Genomic DNA, 20,800 nt, shown 5'->3' on the forward strand with positions numbered 1-20,800 from the left:
TATTCTCCTTAGCCTTCTGGCAGCAAGGTCGTATCCATGGTAAAGCTGTGTTGGTTTTCAGGGAAATCCCCACTTTTCACTTCTGACACGTATTGACTTACAGCATCAGTCATTTGTACATTACTATTTAGGTATGGCTTTACAAACTTAGGTAATCGATCTACACCATACTTCAGGAGATCATGATAAACGAGTACCTGTCCATCACAATCAATACCTGCCCCAATTCCAATCGTAGGAATAGACAGATTCTCAGAAATCCGTTCCGCTAGTTGTTTTGGTACACATTCTAAGACAAGTGCCATAGCTCCTGCTTGCTCGACTTCCTTAGCCTCGTCCAACAACTTCCTAGCAGCCATTTCGTCTTTTCCTTGTACCTTATATCCTCCAAGGACGTGAACAGACTGAGGAGTCAGCCCTAAATGTCCAACCACAGGAATCCCTCCTTCGGCCAAACGACGGATCACTGTCAGTATTTCACCAGCTCCCTCAAGTTTCAGTGCTTGTGCGCCCGTTTCCTGAAAAAGCTTCTTTCCATTTTTCAGAGACTCTTCTATTGAGATATGATATGACATAAAAGGCATATCGACGACAACAAATGTTTCTGTCGCCCCTCTCCTAGCCGCTTTCCCATGATGAATCATGTCCTCAAGCGTAACCGGAATTGTGGAGTCATAGCCTAATACAACCATACCAAGACTGTCACCAACCAGTATCATATCTATTCCTGCTGACTGGGCAATTTTAGCAGACGGATAATCATATGCAGTAATCATAGTTATTTTTTCTTGATCCTGTTTCATTTTAAGCAGGCTGTTCTTATTAAGCATTATATCCACCCTCTCCCCAATGAATTTCCGCTGAATACAGTTTTTCGACATTTCCCATTTCATCCCGTGCCAGCAAGGCTCCATCTGGCTCAATCCCAACTAATGTGGCCTGCCAGGATTTTTTCATCGTGGAAATGGTCACTTTTTCACCAATTTTGTAACCGTATTCCTCCCACTTCGGTTTCACTTCAGAAAACCCATTTTGTATAAACTGGTCATATGTACGTTCAAATTGGCGTAATATTCGCTGAATCGTTTGCTGAATGGACCATTCTTGTTGTGACTCAATCCGAAGAGAGGTAGCTTTATGCTGTAATCCTTCCGGAATATCAGCTGTATCTTGATTCACATTTATTCCGATGCCTAGAACGACATACTGAATTTGATCCTGTTCAGCCTGCATTTCTGTTAAGATACCAGAGACTTTTTTATGATGGACCAATAAGTCATTTGGCCACTTAATATAAGGGGTTATTGATGACTGATCAGCAATAACCTCTGCTAAAACAGTAGCCGTAAGTAAAGTAAGTTGAGGGGCTTGATAAGGAAGCAATTCAGGACGTAACAAAATACTCATCCAGATCCCCTTGCCTTTAGGAGAGTCCCAGTTCCGGGACATTCTTCCTTTTCCCTGAACCTGTTGATCGGCTATCACTACAGTTCCATGAGGTTTTCCTTGTTTGGCTAATTGATGAACCACTTCCTGTGTGGAAGCCACTTCAGCGTAATGATGAAGATTATGACCAAGCCAATCTGTATTTAGCCCCCACTGAAGAGTGTTTTCACTTACTTTATTAGGAAAAGAAACGATTTTATAGCCCTTTCTTTGCACCGCTTCAATTTCATAGCCATCTCTTTCTAGCTCCTTCATATGTTTCCAAACAGCCGTTCTTGAAATATCCAGGCTCTGCGATAAAGCTTGGCCGGAGATATGGCCTTGTTGTTCACTTAACAATTCAATTAATTGTTTACGGGTGGATTCCATTGATCGACCCACTCCTTTATTTGTTCATATTTGTTTGGCAATTGTTTATTGACGACAGCATATTCTATTTTTTCAACACCTGATTTAATCCAAGGTCCTTTTGGCTTTTGAGGAAATAACTGAATCAAATCCTTAGCTCCAAATGCCAGGTCGTTACGTGACTGAATCGGAAGCTTGGCTGCAACATTAGTAAGACACTGTTCTTCGATACGATACCCTAATGCTCTTAACAATTGGACAAAAGAGATTAGCAGGTGTTCCGGCAATTGATAAACAAGCCAATGAGTAACTTCATCCTTTTTCCGAAACTCACGTAACGCTTGGGCAAGCGAAAAAGAATCCCTTTTGACTTTATTAGATTGTTTCCAACTTTTCACCCACTGAAGTATATCTATGTTATTGTCTTGCTCGTAATAATAAGTGATCAAAACAGCAAACCCTTCTAAGCGATCTGCTGGTACAACCTTTTGCAAGTGATGGTATTTTGAAAAAATTGGAAGATGCGAAAAGACGCCAAGTTGGCTGCATAATTGCAGACCTTCCTTGTAGTTTACACCTGCTGTCAGTTTTGCAAATTCGATTGCAACGCGCTCTGTAGCAATATGCCCAAGTTTAGCTGCCTGATCTTCTATAGCAGTTCGTACTTCTGATTCGACTTCAAATTGAAGCTGACTGGCAAACCTCAAGGCCCTCATCATTCTTAACGGATCTTCACTGAAACGCGTCTGAGCGTCGCCAACTGCTCGAATCCGCCCATTTGCAAGATCATCTTTCCCTCCGTATGGGTCAATGATTTTTTCATTAGCATCCATGGCCATAGCGTTAATGGTAAAGTCTCGTCTTGATAAATCATCCTGTATTGATTGCACAAACGATACTTGGTCAGGATGCCTGAAATCGGTATACCCTTGCTCTGTCCGATACGTTGTCACTTCAAACGATTGAGATTGGTAACGGACAAGCACTGTCCCGTGTTCTACCCCAATAGGGATGACTTGATCAAAAACCTGGTTTACTTGATCAGGAGTAGCTGACGTAGCAATATCTATGTCACCGACAGGTCTGCCTAATACAAGGTCACGTACGGCCCCTCCCACTATATGACCCTCAAACCCTTTACGATGAAGTTGTGTTAATAAGCTGAAGGACGTTTGAAATAGCGGATCATTATACATCATTTAACACCTGACGATAAAGTTGTTCATATTGTTCAACAATAGCCGTCGAAGCAAACTTATCCCTTACAAATTGCTTCGCATGTTCCGAAAAGCGATGATGCGCAGCAGTATCCTGTAATATTTTTTCTGCAAAATGAACAACTTGTTCCGTATTACCTAGCTCGGTAATAAATCCAGTTTCTCCATGATCGATGACTTCAGGTATCCCGCCGATATTTGTGCCGATGCACGGCACACCGCACGCCATGGCCTCTAATAACACAAGGCCAAAACTCTCTTTTTCTGATAAAAGGAGCTTTAAGTCGGAAATGGAAAGCAATTCGCTTACATTTTCCTGTTTACCGAGGAAAAGTACTGCATCTGCTATTCCTAATTCCTCGACTAACTGATAGCAGGCAGCATACTCTGGACCATCCCCTACGAGAAGCAGTTTGGATGGAATGTTTTTTTGAATTTGAGCGAATGCCTGAATGACGTCCGGGACTCGTTTCACTTTCCTGAAATTTGAAATGTGGATCAACACTTTTTCACCTTTATCGATATGATATTGAGCCTTTAATTCATCATTCGGCTGTCTGTAATATTCTCGTTCATCTACAAAGTTATAGATGACGTCCATAGTCTTTTCTGTTTTGAGCATCTCCTGCGTTTGCTTCACTAAACTTTCTGATACAGCCGTGACACGATCCGATTGTTCAATTCCGAATTTAATCATCTGTTTTAAACTTGAGTCAATTGCCAGTACAGTAATATCTGTTCCGTGCAGAGTAGTGACAATTTTAACATCATGTTCAGCCATTTGCTTAGCCAGGATCGCTAATACAGCATGTGGCATTGCATAATGAACATGCAGAATATCAAGATTTTCACGATTAATTACCTCAGCCATTTTATTAGCAAGTGCTAAATCATAGGGGGGATGCTGGAAAACGGGATAGCTGCTTACCTCTACTTCATGGTAATAAATGTTTGGATAGACTCGATTTAACCGAAACGGGACTTGTGAAGTAATAAAGTGTATTTCATGCCCTCTTTCAGCTAATATTTTTCCTAATTCAGTTGCAATTACCCCTGAGCCCCCAACAGTGGGGTAACAGGTTATTCCTATTTTCGACATACCATTACACCTGATCTTTCTTCTCAAACTTCTCTTTCACAATGTTTCGCCACTGAAAATCTCCACGGTCTAATCCACGAATGAAAATTTCGGCGCTGGCTAAATTAGTAGCCAACGGAACACGATGTACATCACAAATACGCAACAGTGCACTCACATCAGGCTCATGGGGCTGAGCTGTAAGAGGATCACGAAAGAAAATGACCATATCTATTTCTTCCTGTGCAATTTTGGCACCAATTTGCTGATCGCCTCCGACAGGGCCAGATTGAAACCTGTAAACATCCAATCCTGAGGCCTCAGAAATTTTTTTCCCTGTTGTACCAGTAGCAAATAATTGATGGTCCTGAAAAATATGCTTGTATGCTGTTGCAAATTGGATGATTTCCTGCTTTTTCTCATCATGCGCAATTAATGCTATATTCATGCCATATCCCCCTATTAATCGAGTAAATGTTCTAGACCATATACAAGCGTATCAATATTCATTACTTCAGTAGCTGCCAGTTTAACGCCTGACATAAAAGATTCACGATGGAGGGAATCATGCTTGATCGTCAGTGTTTGTCCAAGACCGCCAAATATCACCTCTTGGTGGGCCACAAGTCCAGGGAGTCTGACACTGTGTATTTTCATTCCATCTACATCTGCTCCGCGTGCACTTTGTAATGTTTCTTTTTCATCTGGATGGCCTTGGTGATGTGATTCACGTTCTTCTTTAATTAGATCAGCTGTCTTTATTGCGGTACCTGACGGTGCATCAAGTTTCTGATCATGATGCTTTTCAATAATTTCAACATCAGGAAAATGTTTGGCAGCCCATTTAGAGAATTGCATCATTAAGACAGCACCCACTGCGAAATTTGGAGCAATAACCGCTCCAAGTTGTTTGGATTCACTCAGATTCGTTACTTCTTCTAGTTGATCTGGAGTAAAACCTGTGGTTCCTACCACTGGACGAATACCATTTTCAAGGGCTAGTTTCGTATGCTTATAGCCAAATTCGGGTGTAGTTAAATCGATGAGTACATCAGCATCTACTTCATTAAGGCAAACCTCAGCATCTGTATAGATTATAGCATCTAAATCCCGCAATCCAGTCACTTCACTAATTTTTTCTCCTTCATGCTTGCGGTCGATGCAAGCCACTAGTTGAAACTGCTCTTCATTTGCGATCATTTTTAGTGCTTCTTGTCCCATTTTCCCTCTAGGACCAGCAACAACTACATTAATCTGTTTCATTTTATATTTTCTCCATCCTTTCTAGTCCAGCGGTTTTTATCTCTTGTTTCAATTTTGCTCATTGAGCTTTCGAATGCTTGAGACAGATCGATATCAAGTGAATTGGCAAAGCATGTAAGCACGAAAATGACATCTCCCATTTCCTCTTCTAATGCCTTTTCGCCTTCTGACGACTTTTTTTTCTTCTCACCATATCGATGATTGATTTCTCTGGCCATTTCTCCTACTTCTTCAGTCAATCTTGCCTGCAAGGCCAGAGGGGAGAAGTATCCCTCTTTAAATTGTGATATGTATTGATCTACACGTTTTTGTATGTCTTCAGTTGTGTACTTCATCATCCACGCCCCCTTTTTCAGTTCTAACATTCCTTCTTAAATGTTAGCCAAAAGCAGAGCTTTTGACAAATTATTAAACTTTCAACCATTGTAGCTTGCAAATCACTTCTTTATAATATAAGTCATGTAACTTTAATTGGAGGTGTTGGATATGCATGTATTTGGCTTAAAGATGAAAAATATTTTGTTTATAATAGTTGGAGCGGCCATATTTTCATTTGGATTGGTCCATTTCAACATTCAAAACGAATTAGGAGAAGGTGGATTTACCGGCATTACCCTATTACTTCTCTACCTTTTTAATTGGGATCCTGCATTAATGAATATTCTCTTAAATATTCCTGTCCTCATAATCGGATGGCGTATTCTCGGGCGCAATACTTTTTATTATTCGTTATTAGGTATCGTGGCTGTATCTCTATTTATCCGTTTATCGCAAATGTATCTTATTGAAATTGATCTGGCTTCTGATTTAACATTAGCCTCCTTGTTTGCAGGAGTTTTCGCAGGGGTGGGTCTAGGCATCATCTTCCGTTACGGTGGAACGACCGGAGGTGTCGACATCATCGCAAGACTCATCCATAAATACTTAGGATGGAGTATGGGCCGCGCTATGTTTGTCTTTGATGCCATCGTCATCTTTATCTCTATTGTTACATATTTGAATCCTATAAAGGGGATGTACACCCTTGTAGCTGTTTTCGTCGGTGCAAAAGTAATCGACTTTATTCAAGAAGGGGCTTATGCTGCAAGGGGCGCGACTATTATTTCTCAACAGAGCGATCAAATTTCGAACAAGATCAATAAAGAGATGGATCGAGGAGTTACCGTACTACAGGGAAAAGGCTCTTTCACAGGCTCAAACCGAGACGTTCTATACTGTGTGATTGGAAAGAATGAAATCGTACGATTAAAGACAATCATTCATAATATTGACCCTCATGCCTTTGTGGCAATGAGTCATGTCCATGATGTATTAGGGGAAGGATTTACCCTGGACGAAAATAAGAACCCTATAGAAGATTAAAAAATAAAAAAACCCATTGTTCTGTTGAACAATGGGTTTCATAACCGAATTTTGAGGACTACTCTTCATTCATCCCGACGAACATAAATACGAATCTTAATAATTCAGCTAAAGCCACAAGTGCTCCAGCTACATATGTCATAGCTGCTGCATTGAGAACCTTCTTGGTCTTTCTCTCTTCATCATTCCGGATAATACCCGTAGATACCAGCTGGCTCATCGCCCTGCTTGAAGCATCAAATTCTACAGGTAAAGTAATAAGCTGGAACAAGACTGCAGCAGCAAAGAAGATAATTCCTGCTAAGGCAAGACCTGTCATGCCTAGTAAAAATCCACCAATAATTAAAAAGATGGAGATGTTTGAGCCAAAACTTGCCACTGGGACTAATGCACTTCGGAAACGTAAAAACGCATACTCTTGAGCATCCTGAATGGCATGCCCAACTTCGTGGGCAGAAACAGCTGATGCCGCCATCGACCGGCCATGATAGTTACCTGAAGATAACCGGATCACTTTAGAACGCGGGTCATAATGATCGGATAACATTCCTTTTACTTCTTCAATTCGAACATTAAACAAACCATTGTCATCAAGGATTTTTCGTGCCACTTCTGCCCCAGTCATTGAAGAAGAGGTCGAGACTTTAGAATACTTTTTATATGTGCTCTTCACTCGGGAAGAAGCCCAAATGGGTACAATTAACAGAATCGCAAAGTAGATTAGAAAACCAGCCATGTTCATTCCTCCATCTTGGATGTAAACTACATTTATAGGTCAATTTTAGTCAAAAACCACTGAAAAATCAACTATTAAGTTTGTCACGCGCATGTTTTTCTCGCTTCTCCGCGACATATTTTCTCGCCCCCACATAGATAAGTGTAATGAGTATTGTAGCCCCAATAACGGCTGCTGTCCATAGAAAGGCATCAAAGCCTATAAGAGAAGACTTATCATCGAGCAGCTTGTCCAATTGTTTAGCAATTTCTTGCTTGGCCACTAATGTACCGCTGCTAGTATAATCTTCTATGGCCTGTGAGACAGGGTCTAATCCCTCTTGTTCAATGTACAACTTTAATGTTGGCAGAAGTGACTGCCAATGAGACACTACTTCTGTCGCTGGCACATCCGCTTGACTCAAATGCTCGCGTAATGAGTGAAGCTCATTACGGATGAAATCCTCAGGACGGTGATTTCCTACTGTCTCTACATAGAATAGAAACTTATCCACTTCCATCTCACTTATATCTCTTTGTTCCCTGGCAATAGGTTGAATGAGTTCATAGAATGTTTCCTGGTGCTGCTTTGATAAAGTATTTATATATTGTTCCATTTCTGCACGGCGATTATTCAGCATCCGATTGGCAAGCCCGTATTTCTCATCCTCCATTAAATGATAGTATTGTTCCGAAAATACACTCCACGAATGATGATCAGCGTTAATGTACTTTGATTCATTAATGTTTGGAACAAACAGGCTTAAACAGACAACGAAACAAAGCATAAGAGCCCGTCCCATCACACTCGCCCCCTCATATTCTATCTTATTCAAATGTATATGAGAGAGGAAGAAGAATTAGACCGATTCGATTTGTCGATTTCTATGGGTCATAAGATAACAAACCGCAATACAAAAGATACTTAACCAAAATGTAAAGTATCCAATTTTATCCATATGATCCATGATAGAAGGATAAACCGGCATCTGTTCAAAAACATAGTCAATCACATCATTATGTAATGTCCAAATAGCCGCAACTATAATATGTCGCAATTGAATTTTATAATAAGGTGTATAAAGCAGCCCCTGTACGGCCATGGCACCATGTGAAACGATTAGCATATAACTCGTCCAGGGAAGAGTGCCATACTCCAAAAAGGTCAAACCATTCATGACAACAGCCCAAACCCCATATTTTAATAACGTAATGACGGCTAGGGCCTCTATGTAAGGGACATTTTTATTGACTAAATAAAAGCCTAAAAATATAGTAAAGAACAAGCTTGCCGTGGGACTATCCGGCACGAAGATCAGAAATATTGGCTTAGTGACTGCCAGCTGGCTTTCATACCAGATGTAGCCGTAGATTGTGCCAGATAAATTAATGATAAATAATAAAATAAGGAAAACTCGGTTAGTTAATATGTATGAAAGAATCGATTGCATAAGTTTTACCACTCCTGTAATAAATGAACCGCGCTCGATCCTTGAGCGCGGTTCATGTCACTTCATTATAAATTATCTCCGGTTCCAGACTCTTTTTGACCACTGCCTTGAGCCTTAATGAATTCTGCTAATTGCTGAAGCTCTTCATCAGTCCCTTTAAAGACACCCGCCGGCATTTCACCAATACCATTTCGTGCAATGTCTTTAATTTGTTCGACAGACATCTTTGTATCAAGTAAGGATGGATAGTTACCTTGTCCCTGGAGCTGATCTCCGTGACAACTCATACAGTTTTGTTCATAAATTGCATAACCTGGGGCGTCAGTGTTAACTTCTGCCTCCACAGCTTCCACATTTACAGCATACTTTTCTGAGCGTTCAGCATAGTCGGCATGTTCAACAGCCTCATATGTCAGCCAAAAAGTTGCAATGAACCCTAGCATCATAAGTCCAACCGAAATAGGACGCTTCGATGGACGACGATTCGGTCCACGATCAAGGAATGGAGCTAACAGCAATGCTCCGAATGCTAGTGAAGGTACAATAATGGCGCCGATAACAATAAAGTTTCCTCCAGCATATTGATACTTTAGGAATTGATATAAGAATAAGAAATACCAGTCAGGCAACGGAATATAACCAGCGTTGGTTGGATCAGCCTGTTGCTCAAGCGGTGATGGATGAGCAGCAGTCAAGATTAAAAATCCAATCAGGAATACCGAACCAACTAACCATTCTTTTAGAAGGAAGTTTGGCCAAAATGCTTCCGTACGCCCAGGGTATTCTGAGTAATCTTTTGGTAAATTGGCTTTTTGTTCAGCGGGAATTCTTGAATCCCCGACGAACTTCATCCCTTTTCCCCTATGCACAGCGTTCCCTCCTTAAATTCACTTCATTTTATAGTGGACCGGAAATACCTTGCTTACGGATTAACATAAAGTGAACAGCCATTAATCCGAATAGTGCAGCTGGCAAGAAAAATACGTGAATCGCAAAGAAACGAGTTAACGTTTGCGCCCCAACGATAGTTGGGTCCCCGGCAAGCAGCGTTCGTATTTCATCACCGATAAACGGTGTGGCTGCGGCTATTTCCAAGCCTACTTGTGTTGCAAAATAGGCTTTGTTATCCCATGGGAGCAGGTAGCCAGTAAACCCTAGTCCAAGCATAACGAAAAATAATAAAACACCAACAACCCAGTTCAATTCACGCGGCTTCTTGTAAGCCCCCTGGAAGAATACCCGTAATGTATGTAGAAATAACATTACAATAACAAGACTCGCACCCCAGTGGTGCATCCCACGTACAATTTGTCCGTAAGCTACTTCTTTTTGTAAATAATAAACGGACTTCCAGGCATTTTCGATATCAGGCACATAATACATGGTTAAAAACATACCCGACAAAATTTGAATTACTGTAATAAAGAATGTCAATCCGCCAAAGCAATATACAAATGCTGAAAAATGATGGGCTGGGTTGACATGCTCTGGTACTTCATGGTCGGCGATATCACGCCAAAGCGGAGTGACGTCTACACGCTCATCGACCCAGTCATAAATCTTTTGTAGCATGAATTACGCCCCCTGTCTTGATTGAGTTTCTCCGAGATAAAGCATGTTTTCTTTAACTTTGGTCTTGTACACCGGTAAAGGTGCTGTAGGTGGTGTCCCTGGAACGTTGACACCATCTTTTGTGTACCGACCGCCGTGACATGGGCAATAGAATTGGTTTGGGTATTCCTGATTGGAAGCCCAAGCTACTGTACACCCTAAGTGCGTACAAATTGGTGAGAGTGCTACAATCTCGTCTTTCTCATTTCTGTACACCCATGCAGTCTTTTGGACTTTTGATTCATACCATGCATCCACTTGTTCAACCTGCCATTCAAAACGCTGTGGTTCATTTGTAATTTCATCAATTGGTGCAACCGAATGAAACTCTCCAGCAGCTTGCGGCGTTAATACCGGATCAATGGCAAAACGAACCATTGGCGCAAGCATTCCAGCAGCCATAAAGCCACCTACACCAGTCAGTGTGTAGTTTAAAAATTGACGACGGGATACTCGTTGTTTATCGCTCATTCTTTTCCCCCCTCTATGCTGTAATCCATGCGACATGGATCGTTTACATACAGTTTACTAGGACATTACTATGATAGCGCAATCTTAAAGCGGGGTCAATGAATTCTCTAGCGTTATCTCAACTTTTACTAGTTACCAATAAGCTTGAATTAATTCATTAACTTGCCTCACTTGTTCTTTCACAAAGGATTGAGTTTCAGTAGATTGTAAGTCCCCATCTGCTTTACCCGGTATCCATAGTAGATGCCCAATTAACTGACTTTCATACCTCTTCCATTTAGGGTCAAACGTGAATAAAAAGATATGTTGAAAAGGCTGTTGCTGGAAGTGCTCAATCCACTTATTGAGACGAGTGGTTTCCTCTTCGTGCTGATTCGTCAAGTAATGATATTCGGGGGATAAGAATATTCTGCCTCGGTATTCTTTTTCAATTAAGTTCGTGAAAATCTGAATGAGCTCTCTTTGAAATGCCTCCTGAATCATTTTCGTCTCTGATGCCGGATCGAAGGGAATTAGCGGAATTAATACCGTATCCACATATTGTTTTTCCGGAAGGTACTGCTTCGTATCCTGTTTTGTCCATTGCATGTCCTATCACTATCCTTTCTTACTTGTTCCTATTTTACTAAAAAGAATTCAAAAAATAAAAGCTGAGAGGAGAATAATTCCTCTCAGCTTTTTAATTTAAGTGATTTATTAACTTCAATTAATTCGTTACTTAACGCAATGAACTGGGTCTGATCACCGTTCATTAGGGCAAGATCAATTTGTTTTTCAAGTTCTCTTTTTCTAAACGTCATTAAACTAGAATGAAGCAATTTATCGGCCTCAACTTTATCACGATCGTTTACATAATAATCTTTAGGTAAATACGGATTATCTTCTAGGACGAGGGCATACATAGAACATTTATGAGCGTCTTCAAAGTTCATTTGAATAAAAACTGGTTCATCTTGATTCATTCTCAAATCATGAAAAGATTTCTCGGCATCATTTGTCATCACTTGACCTTTGTAAAATCTAAATGGGGGATCTTGTACTCCTTGTGCACTAATCTCCATCCCTCTCGGACACAGTTTAACTTCTTGGACAAAGTGAACGTAAGAAAGCAATGATTCATGATTGATCAAATAATTGAGAATCCAAACACTTTCTCTTTTCTTTAATTGGTAATTGTTCAGAAACCAACGAACAAAGTCCTTTTTTTCATTAACAGAAATAGGTGTTTGCATCGGCGCCCCTCCTGCGCTTAATTGATCACATTATTCTTCTTTCAAACGGCTGACAAAGTCTTCTATTTCGGTATCGGTCGGATCGACAGCCAGGTACTCTTCTAAGATTTGACGTCCTTCATTCATTTTTCCTTCTTCTACTAAGAAATATCCATAGGATTTAAGGAAAACACTATCCTCTTTAAGTGAAGGATAAGCATTCTCGTAATGTACGAGTGCTTGCTTGAAATCCTCAACTTCCTCATACGCTTTAGCTAATTCGAATAAATAGAACGGATCTTCTTCACCCATGGTAATTAATTGATTAATTAAGTCTATGATTGCCTCATAATCTTCATCACTTTTATAATTCTCTATTAGAAAAAGTACTGCTTCTTTATAACCAGGATCTAAGGCCACTGCTTCTCTCATCAAACGGTAACCCTCTTCTTTCTGACCTGATTTGTGATACAGCGTTCCAGCTAAGTGGTACAGCTCTTTATTAAACTCATCCTTAGCTAAGCCTTTACGTACCATTTCCAGGGCTTCTTTTGTCATTCCCTCTGCATTGTAGGCCTGTGCCAGCAATGGATAAACAGACTGGAAATATGGATCTTCCTCAATCAGTCGCTCCCATATATGAATGGCAATATCATTCCGGAAAGCCTGGAATGCTACAAACCCATAACGGAACATCACATCCGGGTTATCTTCCTCCACCTTCTGAAAGTAATTCAGAGATTGCTCAAATTCCCCGGTAGCTGCGTATGCCTCCGCCAGCCTGGCTGCCACCTCGATATCAGCAATGACCGGCTGGTGATAGAAGGCATTTTCATAAAATGGAATACTCTTATTGTATTCACCGTTGGAAAATGAAAGTTCTCCTAAAGCAAAGTCAATAACCGCTTCATTTGGTTCCACTTGCTTTGCTGTGAGCAGTTTCTGTTCGGCTACTTCAAACAGCCCCTGTGATTGGTATAGATCAGCAAGCTGGATCAATGCCTGTAAATAGTCCTCATCTTCCGGACCGAACTGATCTAAAATTTCTATTGCTTCGTCGTCTTCTTCTAAATCGATATGGATCTCTGCCATCATAACCTTTAATTCTTGCTCTTTGGGGTAACGCTGGATTAATTCGTGCAAAATTAATTTGGCCTCTTCAAGCATTCCCCACTGAATATAAAGTTCAGCAATAGTGAACCGTTCTTCTTCGTCTGCTTCGGGCAGGTAGGACTGCAAGGTGTGTAGGGCTTCTTCTGTTTGCTTAGCTTCCATTTGATGGATAGCTTTTTGAATCTCTTCCATAATGACTTCCTCTCTAGCATTTATAACAAATATTCAGACGGGATACGAACGATTAATAATGCAGTTCCTTGTAACTTCCTTCCTTATTACCATTCAACCTATCACTTAACAAAGTATTTATACAAAATGCTGGTAAATTGAACCTTTATAATGAATGCCTGATACGATCGTCTGCACTTGCTGGTTTACTTGTACAATTTTCCCACGCATAACGGTAACATCTGGAACAGCCTCATAATATCTAAAATCAGCGTGATCATCAACCATCAAACCTTCTTCATCATAATAAAGGTTGTAATCCGCATAACCGTTATCCATGAATCCACCCTTGTAGGGGAAAATTCCACTATCTTTAAGGTTTGCTTTTGATAATGGGGCTTCCGATAAAGCGTTAGTTAATCTAATGATACCATAATGCTCGCATAATTTTACCCACAACTTATCGTGAATCCTCTCTCTATTTCTACTATTTCTGACAAGGAGGCCAAACGGTATTCGTTTATGAGATTGAGCCTGTACTAACCAGTCCCATGCGACTTCCCTCAACTCGCTCTCATCATCACCATCGATTAGTATGAATGGACAAGATTCCCTTGCAAAGTAACGCACCATTTCTTGTGTGATCGACTCAGGTTTGATGGTAGGAACGAGCATATAATCGATAGGTAAGTACTTGAGCTGCTTCTTAAACTGCTGAAAAATGATTTTAAAATGATAACTGCTGTGAATTGGAAATTGGATGAGGAGGAGGGTGCACCCCTTTTGTATATAACATTGACTATTCTCGATAAGTGAGGGAGATTGACTTAACGGCTTGTCCAAATCAAGCATAACGTGTCCAGGTGTAGCTACGAAACCAGCTGCTTCCATTTGTTTAAATTCGTGAACACTGGATGAACGTTTAATAAAATGCTGCTGATCAACAGAAATTTGCCTAGTTATAGCCTGGGTGCCTTTGAGTGTTTGTACATAAAACCAATATGCTCCCATACGATCACCTCCAACAAGGCTTTTTACATCGTATGAGAGCAAACTATACTCTATGAAAGTTTTTATTTCATAACTTGAGATAAATGATCAAAAAAACGGGGATAAGAAATGTTAATACAATTCTTATCTTCAATCATTACGTTTGATTCCGTAATCAGTGAGGCAACAGCAGACATCATGCCAATTCGATGGTCCCCAAAAGAGGGAAGTACGCAACCCGCTAATGGTGTTGGACCGTGGATAATTAATCCGTCTTCCGTTGGTTTTACATTCGCTCCTAGAGCTGTTAAATTGTTCGCCACAGCTGCGATTCGATCCGTCTCTTTCACCCGCAATTCTTTGGCATCTTTAATAATTGTTGTGCCTTCAGCTTGTGTAGCAGCTAAGGCCAGAATCGGGATCTCATCAATGAGATTAGCGATTAAATCCCCTTCAATGGTCACCGCTTTAAGTGAGCTTGACCGGACTGTAACATCCCCAACTGGTTCATGGCCAACCGAACGTTGATTCGAAATGGTAAGGTCAGCACCCATTGTTTTTAACGCCGTGATGATCCCATCTCTTGAAGAATTCAACCCCACATTTTTGATGGTAATATCGCTCTCTTTTGTCAATAGTCCGGCAACAAAAAAGAAAGCTGCCGAGGAAATATCCCCAGGGACATGTATATCCGCAGCTACCGGTTGCTGATTTCCAGGAATTGTATGCGTTTGTCCTTCTGTTTTAATAGAAATTCCATACTGAGGCATGAGCATTTCTGTATGGTTTCGTGTGATTCCTTTTTCATAAACAGTGGTTTCCCCATCGGCTAACATTCCGGCTAGTAACACAGCAGATTTTACTTGTGCACTTTTGACATTTAAATTTACTTTCGCTCCTGTCAGCTTTTGGCCTGCGAAAGCTAATGGTAAGCGAGCGGCATGTTCACGTCCGTAAATTTTCGCCCCCATTTGCTCTAGAGGAACTACAACACGATCCATGGGTCTTTTGGCAAGTGATTCGTCTCCATAGGCCACCGTAAAACAAGGCAGAGCAGCTAATACTCCACTCATCAAACGGGCAGTAGTACCTGAATTACCAAAATAAATCGGCGTTGTTGCCTCTTTTAACTGGTTAAGACCTTGTCCATAGATGGTCAGGCTATCATCAGACTGATCGATTCGTACACCAAGCCTTCTGAATGCCTCGACTGTGCGGAGGCAGTCCTCTCCAGTTAAAAAGTTATAGACATGTGAAGTCCCTTCTGCCAGCGCAGAGAAAATAACCGCGCGATGGGATATGGACTTATCCCCCGGGACTTGTAACGTACCATGCAGCCCCCTTCTAGCGGGGTGTAGTTCGATAGTGCTCATATCAACGACCTCCTTAGGCTTGTATGGTTACTTCATAACCATTACCCAACAGCAGCTGATAACTGCTCTGCTGCTCTTCTCCTGTCTGAAAACTAATTCGCAGAGCACCTGTGATCCCTTCTCTTATTTCAAGAATTCGAATGTTTTTAATGCTGATGCCTTGTTCAGCAAGTAATTGGATCACATTCTGTATGGCCCCTGGCTGGTCATGAATGTCAACATAAATGTCATAAAATGACGGAATAGCTCCTTTTTCACGAATCGGCAGACCATCACGAAATTTTTTTGCTTCCACTAAATATTGATGTGTTAACTGGGCTTCCTCATGATAAAGAAGCTGCTTCATTCTCTCCATCTCACCGATCCAGTCATCAAGCATAGGGATTAATAGCTGCTTATTTTGAAAAAAAATATCCTGCCATAGTTCAGGATTACTTGACGCAATACGTGTGATATCCCGAAAGCCCCCTGCAGCTAAATGCTCGAGCGAAGGGTGCGTTTTTTGCCACTCCCGCGCCTGGTGCACGAGTGAGGAAGCAATTAAATGAGGAAAATGAGAGATAACAGCTGTCATTTCATCATGTTCTTTTGTAGAAAGTGTTAAAAATCTAGCTCCAGTAGTAGAGAAAAGATTCTTTAATGTACGAGCATCCGATTCATCTGCTCCCTTTGCTGGTGTGAGAACGAAGATCGCGTTTTCAAACAAGTGAGATTTAGCTGCCGTGTACCCCTGTTTATGCGATCCTGCCATTGGATGACCTCCAACAAAGGATATGAATGGGTTGGTGAGCTTCTGTGCCGCTTGTAATACCTGATGCTTCACCGATGACACATCTGTAACAAGCAACGGCTTTTCAATGTTAAGTTCGTTAAGCAGGCGTAAGTATTCAATCGTAATGGAGATCGGTGTAGCCAAAATTAACACGTCTGCTTGATTTACACCTGAAGTGAAGTCCTCTGCAATTTCATGAACGACACCTTGATTCTTAGCAAGAGAAAGGGTGGCGTGATCGGCATCCATCCCGATCACCTTTACACCACTTTCACTAGCTACATTCATTGCAAGTGATCCACCGATCAGCCCGAGGCCAACAATAAATATAGTTTTGCTCATTTTAAATGACCTTCAAGTTTCTGTTTCATCTCTTGTTGAAGAAGTGCCATGTCTTCTTTTTTTCCGATGGTCAGTCTGATGGAATTAGGAATACCAAGTGCTTCGCCAGAACGAACGATAAATCCTTTACTCAGCAAATGTTCAAACATGTCATCACCGCTAATTGGTAAGTGGATCAGGACGAAATTTGCTTCTGATTCGTAGTAGTCCAACTTATTTTCATTTAAAAAAGCGAATAAATCTTGTTTGTTGCTACGGTTTTCACCCGTTGTTTCATCAATAAAGGATTGATCGTCAAGGGCGATAATGGCTGCCGCTTGAGCAATCGTCGAAGTATTGAAAGGCTCCCTCGCTGGTTCAAGACTATGTATAACTGTACGGTTTGCTACTCCGTATCCAACTCTAAGCCCAGCTAAACCATAGGCCTTTGAGAAAGTGCGCAGAACCATTAAATTCTCATGTTTCTGCAGTCCGTGAATTGAATCAAAAACATCCTCTGTTTCTACATATTCGTAATAGGCCTCATCGATGACGACAAGGACATGTGAAGGACATTTCTCCATAAAATGGTTCAGAGCACTTTTAGTAATATGAACTCCGGTAGGGTTATTTGGCGTACACAACCAAATCACTCTCGTATATTCGTCGACTTGCTGAAGCATTTCCTCTAGATTATGGTGTCCCTCAATGACAGGAACCTCCCGCACCTCAGCCCCTTCAATGAGGGCATTATGGCGATATTGAGGAAAAGTAGGTGTAGCCATGATCGTATTGACTCCAGGTTCCAGAAAAGTACGGCAAATAATTTGTACGACTTCGTCTGACCCGTTTCCAAAGATAAGCTGTTCTTCCTCCACATTAAGGAAAGAGGCTACTTTTTCACGCAATGTAGCTGCATAACCATCCGGGTACTTTTCAAGCTGGGCAAGTAGATCAGGCAGCTGTTGCTTAACTTGTGGGGAAAAGCCAAAAGGGTTCTCATTTGAAGCTAGTTTAACTATTTTATCAAGCCCATATTCACGTTTCACTTCTTCAATCTGTTTACCGGGCTTATACGGTTTCATTTGTTTCAAGATCTCTTTTGACTTCATAAATCGCGGGTCCTCCTTATTTTTTCAGATCGGGTCTCAGCACAGTCGCATTATAATGATAAACATGGTTTACTTCTAGCTGGTCTAGTGACGTTTCAACCGTGACCATGACACGAATGCACTTGGACAGACTTTGAGGAACTGGGATCTCCCTCATACACATTACGGGCACATACGTCCATCCCTCAAGCAGCCGTAAAGACTTCGCCGGAAAGGCTGCGTTTAAATCCTCGGTTACTGTGAACAGTACAGAGGTCACATTCTCGGGTTTTATCCGATTTTGATTAATAACATCGATCATAAGTTCGTGTGCCTTATCTACAATTTCTTCCCCATTATTTCGATTAACTGTTGTAGCACCTCTTACACCTCTGATCAATCAAACGTCCCCCCTTCATCTTTTACAAAATCAGTCATGATCTGAATTAGTTTCTTGTCAGTCAGTGCAGTGACGGTAGGAGCTCCGATTTGAGTTAATAAAACAAAATGGATTGCATTGCCTACTGTTTTCTTATCCCACTTCATTCTTTCTACAGTACGCTCGGGATCTATTTGAGAGACGAGGTGCAAGGGATAATTATTATGACGAAGCCATCTAGTATAGGATTGGAACGGTAAATCAGCCCCTATCGTCTGCTCACTTATTTTCATCGCAAACAGAATACCTATGGCGACAGCCTCCCCGTGAGTAATTTCCCCATAACCAAACTCTGCTTCTAAAGCATGGGCCAAGGTATGTCCCAGGTTTAAATGCTTACGCAACCCTGTTTCTCTTTCATCAGCTTCGACGACCTCAGCTTTCACTTTAATGCCTGAAGTCAGATGCTTCACTAACTCTTCCTGATTCACCTCTGTTAGAGTTGTATCCATTAATCGTTGAAACCATTTATGATCACTGAGTAAAGCATGTTTCACTACTTCACCAAAACCTGACCTTATTTCCTGGTTTGATAGAGTACCAATAACTTCTGTATCATAGATGACTTGTACAGGGCTATAAAAACTTCCAATCAAATTTTTACCCTTATGATGATTAATAGCCACTTTTCCGCCTACACTGCTGTCGTGAGCTAAGATTGTGGTAGGCATTTGCAAAAAGTCAACTCCTCGTAAATAAGTTGATGCAACAAATCCGGCCAGATCACCAACCATTCCTCCACCGAGAGCAACAATTAATGAATGGCGATCCAATTGTAATTCCAGACATCGATCCAGCAAGCTGCTGTAGCAAGCCATACTTTTCGATCCTTCACCTGCAGGAACAATTTCAGACGAGACTGCTGTATCTTCCCCAAAAGCTGAAATAACTTCCTTTAAATAAAAAGGGGCAACATTGGAATCCGTAATGATAAATACTTTAGCGTAATTGCTTTTTAATAAATCAGAAATTTCATGTCGCAATCCGGTCCCAATATTGACGTCGTATTTGTTTTGAAATGACTGAATCGTTAATGTAGTCATCTAGAAGCTGCGAGCCTCCTTCCGGTAATCATCTACCGCTCGTTTTAAACGAGGGAAATAGTCAGAAGGAAATTCCTCCGTGATGGCTTTAGCTATTTCAAAAGCTACGATATGCTCCATAACGACTGAAGCTGCTGGAACTGCACATGAATCTGAACGTTCAATACTAGCCTGGAAGGGTTCCTTCGTCTCAATATCAACACTTTGTAAAGGCTTATACAGGGTTGGAATGGGTTTCATAACCCCTTTTACCACGATAGGCATCCCTGTGGTCATCCCGCCTTCAAAACCACCGAGGCGATTCGTCCTTCGATAGTAACCACGCTCTTCACTCCATAAAATTTCATCATGGACTTCGCTGCCATTCCTTCTTGCCGCTTCAAAACCTAGCCCAAACTCTACACCTTTGAATGCATTAATGCTCATAACACTTCCGGCAATTCTTCCATCCAGTTTTCGATCGTAATGCACATAGGAACCTAACCCCGGGGGCATTCCCTCCACATATACTTCAGCAACCCCGCCGATTGAGTCTCCCTCTTTCTTAGCTTGATCGATCGCTTCCATCATTTTACCTGCTGCCTGTTCATCAAATGTCCGTACAGGGGAGGCCTCAGAAATAGCAGCGCGCTCCTTTAGAGACAGGGTTTCATCTACCTCACTGACAATACCTGCAATCTCGCGAACATAACCGGCTACTTCAATTCCCAGTTCGCGCAGTAATACTTTTGCAACAGCACCAGCCCCTACTCTCGCTGCAGTCTCTCGTGCTGATGAGCGTTCCAAGACATTACGCATATCACGATGACCGTATTTCAAACCACCGTTCAGATCCGCATGTCCAGGTCTTGGCCTTGAAATGGTACGCCTTACTTCAGCATCGTCAGCTAATGGTGCATCGCCCATAATGTCGCGCCAATGCTTAAAATCATCGTTATGTACCACTAATGAAATCGGTGAACCTAAAGTATATCCATGGCGAACACCACTAGTGATTTCAACCAAGTCTTTCTCAATTTGCATTCTGCGACCGCGACCATGCCCGCCTTGTCTACGAATCAATGATTCATTAATTTGATCTGCGACAAGTGGCAAGTGTGAAGGTACTCCCTCGATAATCGTCGTCAGCTGTTTTCCATGTGATTCTCCAGCTGTTAAATAACGCATATACGCCAGCCCCCTGTTGTAATTTTTAAATAATACTATATCATATACATAAAGATTTGTGTGCTTTAACGTTGCAAAGTTCTAAAAAATATAAAAAATCTACCGATTGAATCCCTGGTTGCAAAAGCATGAAAGTAGCCATACCCTC

General features: G+C 41.3%; 24 protein-coding genes. 1 reads left to right on the forward strand and 23 read right to left on the reverse strand.

All coding sequences use genetic code 11. The features are described from left to right. Nucleotides 1-8 precede the first annotated feature (8 nt). Genes panB through P9989_RS11765 form a run of 7 tightly spaced genes read right to left on the reverse strand, consistent with a single transcriptional unit; the run spans nt 9 to nt 5,690 of the window. The gene (gene panB, locus P9989_RS11735; protein WP_283075106.1) at nt 9-830 is read right to left on the reverse strand and encodes a 3-methyl-2-oxobutanoate hydroxymethyltransferase; all 822 of its coding nucleotides are present in this window, start codon (nt 828-830) and stop codon (nt 9-11) included. After that, entirely contained in the window at nt 823-1,815 is a 993-nt protein-coding gene (locus P9989_RS11740; protein ID WP_283075107.1) for a biotin--[acetyl-CoA-carboxylase] ligase, read from the reverse strand. Before P9989_RS11740 ends, panB begins: the two co-directional genes overlap by 8 nt. After that, nucleotides 1,791-2,990 (reverse strand): CCA tRNA nucleotidyltransferase, encoded by a 1,200-nt coding sequence (locus P9989_RS11745; protein ID WP_283075108.1) that lies wholly within the window; start codon nt 2,988-2,990, stop codon nt 1,791-1,793. Before P9989_RS11745 ends, P9989_RS11740 begins: the two co-directional genes overlap by 25 nt. Beyond that, nucleotides 2,983-4,110, reverse strand: a complete 1,128-nt coding sequence (bshA, locus tag P9989_RS11750; RefSeq protein WP_283075109.1) for an N-acetyl-alpha-D-glucosaminyl L-malate synthase BshA — start codon at nt 4,108-4,110, stop codon at nt 2,983-2,985. The genes P9989_RS11745 and bshA overlap by 8 nt, the downstream gene beginning before the upstream one ends. Nucleotides 4,111-4,114: 4 nt before the next feature. Beyond that, nucleotides 4,115-4,537: a methylglyoxal synthase gene (gene mgsA / locus P9989_RS11755; RefSeq protein WP_283075110.1), complete on the reverse strand. Its 423-nt coding sequence runs from the start codon at nt 4,535-4,537 to the stop codon at nt 4,115-4,117. Nucleotides 4,538-4,551: 14 nt separating this feature from the next. Continuing rightward, nucleotides 4,552-5,352 (reverse strand): 4-hydroxy-tetrahydrodipicolinate reductase, encoded by an 801-nt coding sequence (gene dapB, locus P9989_RS11760; protein WP_283075111.1) that lies wholly within the window; start codon nt 5,350-5,352, stop codon nt 4,552-4,554. Beyond that, the gene (locus P9989_RS11765) at nt 5,349-5,690 is read right to left on the reverse strand and encodes a nucleotide pyrophosphohydrolase (RefSeq protein ID WP_283075112.1); all 342 of its coding nucleotides are present in this window, start codon (nt 5,688-5,690) and stop codon (nt 5,349-5,351) included. Before P9989_RS11765 ends, dapB begins: the two co-directional genes overlap by 4 nt. Before the next feature lie 148 nt (nt 5,691-5,838). Here P9989_RS11765 and P9989_RS11770 point away from each other — a divergent pair, with 148 nt between their 5' ends. Beyond that, complete coding sequence (locus tag P9989_RS11770; RefSeq protein WP_283075113.1) at nt 5,839-6,714, forward strand: YitT family protein; 876 nt, start codon at nt 5,839-5,841, stop codon at nt 6,712-6,714. A 58-nt stretch (nt 6,715-6,772) separates the two neighbouring features. Here P9989_RS11770 and P9989_RS11775 read toward each other — a convergent pair whose 3' ends face one another. The 16 genes from P9989_RS11775 to aroC form a co-directional block, all read right to left on the reverse strand. Then, nucleotides 6,773-7,450: a zinc metallopeptidase gene (locus tag P9989_RS11775; RefSeq protein WP_283075114.1), complete on the reverse strand. Its 678-nt coding sequence runs from the start codon at nt 7,448-7,450 to the stop codon at nt 6,773-6,775. 67 nt (nt 7,451-7,517) lie between these two features. After that, nucleotides 7,518-8,231, reverse strand: coding sequence for a sporulation protein YpjB (locus tag P9989_RS11780; RefSeq protein WP_283075115.1), 714 nt, complete (start codon nt 8,229-8,231; stop codon nt 7,518-7,520). A 57-nt stretch (nt 8,232-8,288) separates the two neighbouring features. Next, a complete protein-coding gene (gene lhaT, locus P9989_RS11785) occupies nt 8,289-8,879 on the reverse strand; it encodes a lipoprotein heptaprenylglyceryl N-acetyltransferase LhaT (protein ID WP_283075116.1) in 591 nt (196 codons plus the stop codon). A 65-nt stretch (nt 8,880-8,944) separates the two neighbouring features. Continuing rightward, the gene (locus tag P9989_RS11790) at nt 8,945-9,748 is read right to left on the reverse strand and encodes a menaquinol-cytochrome c reductase cytochrome b/c subunit (protein WP_283075117.1); all 804 of its coding nucleotides are present in this window, start codon (nt 9,746-9,748) and stop codon (nt 8,945-8,947) included. Nucleotides 9,749-9,776: 28 nt separating this feature from the next. Beyond that, nucleotides 9,777-10,451, reverse strand: coding sequence for a menaquinol-cytochrome c reductase cytochrome b subunit (qcrB, locus tag P9989_RS11795; protein ID WP_079530118.1), 675 nt, complete (start codon nt 10,449-10,451; stop codon nt 9,777-9,779). Nucleotides 10,452-10,454: 3 nt separating this feature from the next. After that, nucleotides 10,455-10,961, reverse strand: a complete 507-nt coding sequence (locus tag P9989_RS11800) for a QcrA and Rieske domain-containing protein (RefSeq protein ID WP_283075118.1) — start codon at nt 10,959-10,961, stop codon at nt 10,455-10,457. Nucleotides 10,962-11,093: 132 nt separating this feature from the next. Next, a complete protein-coding gene (locus P9989_RS11805; protein WP_283075119.1) occupies nt 11,094-11,549 on the reverse strand; it encodes a DUF2487 family protein in 456 nt (151 codons plus the stop codon). Nucleotides 11,550-11,632: 83 nt separating this feature from the next. Next, the gene (locus P9989_RS11810) at nt 11,633-12,193 is read right to left on the reverse strand and encodes a ReoY family proteolytic degradation factor (protein ID WP_283075120.1); all 561 of its coding nucleotides are present in this window, start codon (nt 12,191-12,193) and stop codon (nt 11,633-11,635) included. A 30-nt stretch (nt 12,194-12,223) separates the two neighbouring features. Further along, complete coding sequence (locus tag P9989_RS11815; protein ID WP_283075121.1) at nt 12,224-13,477, reverse strand: tetratricopeptide repeat protein; 1,254 nt, start codon at nt 13,475-13,477, stop codon at nt 12,224-12,226. Nucleotides 13,478-13,594: 117 nt separating this feature from the next. Further along, complete coding sequence (locus tag P9989_RS11820; RefSeq protein WP_283075122.1) at nt 13,595-14,467, reverse strand: hypothetical protein; 873 nt, start codon at nt 14,465-14,467, stop codon at nt 13,595-13,597. A 62-nt stretch (nt 14,468-14,529) separates the two neighbouring features. Then, nucleotides 14,530-15,819, reverse strand: a complete 1,290-nt coding sequence (aroA, locus tag P9989_RS11825) for a 3-phosphoshikimate 1-carboxyvinyltransferase (protein ID WP_283075123.1) — start codon at nt 15,817-15,819, stop codon at nt 14,530-14,532. Nucleotides 15,820-15,832: 13 nt separating this feature from the next. Beyond that, entirely contained in the window at nt 15,833-16,933 is a 1,101-nt protein-coding gene (locus tag P9989_RS11830) for a prephenate dehydrogenase (protein WP_283075124.1), read from the reverse strand. Next, nucleotides 16,930-18,024 carry a histidinol-phosphate transaminase gene (hisC, locus tag P9989_RS11835; protein WP_283075125.1) on the reverse strand — a complete coding sequence of 365 codons (1,095 nt, stop codon included), beginning with the start codon at nt 18,022-18,024 and terminating at the stop codon, nt 16,930-16,932. Before hisC ends, P9989_RS11830 begins: the two co-directional genes overlap by 4 nt. A gap of 16 nt (nt 18,025-18,040) precedes the next feature. After that, nucleotides 18,041-18,403, reverse strand: a complete 363-nt coding sequence (gene aroH / locus P9989_RS11840) for a chorismate mutase (protein ID WP_283075126.1) — start codon at nt 18,401-18,403, stop codon at nt 18,041-18,043. Beyond that, nucleotides 18,400-19,485: a 3-dehydroquinate synthase gene (aroB, locus tag P9989_RS11845; RefSeq protein WP_283075127.1), complete on the reverse strand. Its 1,086-nt coding sequence runs from the start codon at nt 19,483-19,485 to the stop codon at nt 18,400-18,402. The genes aroH and aroB overlap by 4 nt, the downstream gene beginning before the upstream one ends. Continuing rightward, on the reverse strand, nt 19,486-20,652 hold the full coding sequence (aroC, locus tag P9989_RS11850; protein ID WP_283075128.1) for a chorismate synthase: 1,167 nt from the start codon (nt 20,650-20,652) through the stop codon (nt 19,486-19,488). Nucleotides 20,653-20,800: the final 148 nt, after the last annotated feature.

The sequence above is a fragment of the Halobacillus naozhouensis genome, from assembly GCF_029714185.1.
Taxonomy (GTDB): domain Bacteria; phylum Bacillota; class Bacilli; order Bacillales; family Halobacillaceae; genus Halobacillus_A; species Halobacillus_A naozhouensis.

Coding starts and splice junctions, on each gene's coding strand:
- panB (WP_283075106.1), bottom strand. CDS start 830: ATGCTTAATAAGAACAGCCTGCTTAAAATGAAACAGGATCAAGAAAAA.
- P9989_RS11740 (WP_283075107.1), bottom strand. CDS start 1,815: ATGGAATCCACCCGTAAACAATTAATTGAATTGTTAAGTGAACAACAA.
- P9989_RS11745 (WP_283075108.1), bottom strand. CDS start 2,990: ATGTATAATGATCCGCTATTTCAAACGTCCTTCAGCTTATTAACACAA.
- bshA (WP_283075109.1), bottom strand. CDS start 4,110: ATGTCGAAAATAGGAATAACCTGTTACCCCACTGTTGGGGGCTCAGGG.
- mgsA (WP_283075110.1), bottom strand. CDS start 4,537: ATGAATATAGCATTAATTGCGCATGATGAGAAAAAGCAGGAAATCATC.
- dapB (WP_283075111.1), bottom strand. CDS start 5,352: ATGAAACAGATTAATGTAGTTGTTGCTGGTCCTAGAGGGAAAATGGGA.
- P9989_RS11765 (WP_283075112.1), bottom strand. CDS start 5,690: ATGATGAAGTACACAACTGAAGACATACAAAAACGTGTAGATCAATAC.
- P9989_RS11770 (WP_283075113.1), top strand. CDS start 5,839: ATGCATGTATTTGGCTTAAAGATGAAAAATATTTTGTTTATAATAGTT.
- P9989_RS11775 (WP_283075114.1), bottom strand. CDS start 7,450: ATGGCTGGTTTTCTAATCTACTTTGCGATTCTGTTAATTGTACCCATT.
- P9989_RS11780 (WP_283075115.1), bottom strand. CDS start 8,231: ATGGGACGGGCTCTTATGCTTTGTTTCGTTGTCTGTTTAAGCCTGTTT.
- lhaT (WP_283075116.1), bottom strand. CDS start 8,879: ATGCAATCGATTCTTTCATACATATTAACTAACCGAGTTTTCCTTATT.
- qcrB (WP_079530118.1), bottom strand. CDS start 10,451: ATGCTACAAAAGATTTATGACTGGGTCGATGAGCGTGTAGACGTCACT.
- P9989_RS11800 (WP_283075118.1), bottom strand. CDS start 10,961: ATGAGCGATAAACAACGAGTATCCCGTCGTCAATTTTTAAACTACACA.
- P9989_RS11805 (WP_283075119.1), bottom strand. CDS start 11,549: ATGCAATGGACAAAACAGGATACGAAGCAGTACCTTCCGGAAAAACAA.
- P9989_RS11810 (WP_283075120.1), bottom strand. CDS start 12,193: ATGCAAACACCTATTTCTGTTAATGAAAAAAAGGACTTTGTTCGTTGG.
- P9989_RS11815 (WP_283075121.1), bottom strand. CDS start 13,477: ATGGAAGAGATTCAAAAAGCTATCCATCAAATGGAAGCTAAGCAAACA.
- P9989_RS11820 (WP_283075122.1), bottom strand. CDS start 14,467: ATGGGAGCATATTGGTTTTATGTACAAACACTCAAAGGCACCCAGGCT.
- aroA (WP_283075123.1), bottom strand. CDS start 15,819: ATGAGCACTATCGAACTACACCCCGCTAGAAGGGGGCTGCATGGTACG.
- P9989_RS11830 (WP_283075124.1), bottom strand. CDS start 16,933: ATGAGCAAAACTATATTTATTGTTGGCCTCGGGCTGATCGGTGGATCA.
- hisC (WP_283075125.1), bottom strand. CDS start 18,024: ATGAAGTCAAAAGAGATCTTGAAACAAATGAAACCGTATAAGCCCGGT.
- aroB (WP_283075127.1), bottom strand. CDS start 19,485: ATGACTACATTAACGATTCAGTCATTTCAAAACAAATACGACGTCAAT.
- aroC (WP_283075128.1), bottom strand. CDS start 20,652: ATGCGTTATTTAACAGCTGGAGAATCACATGGAAAACAGCTGACGACG.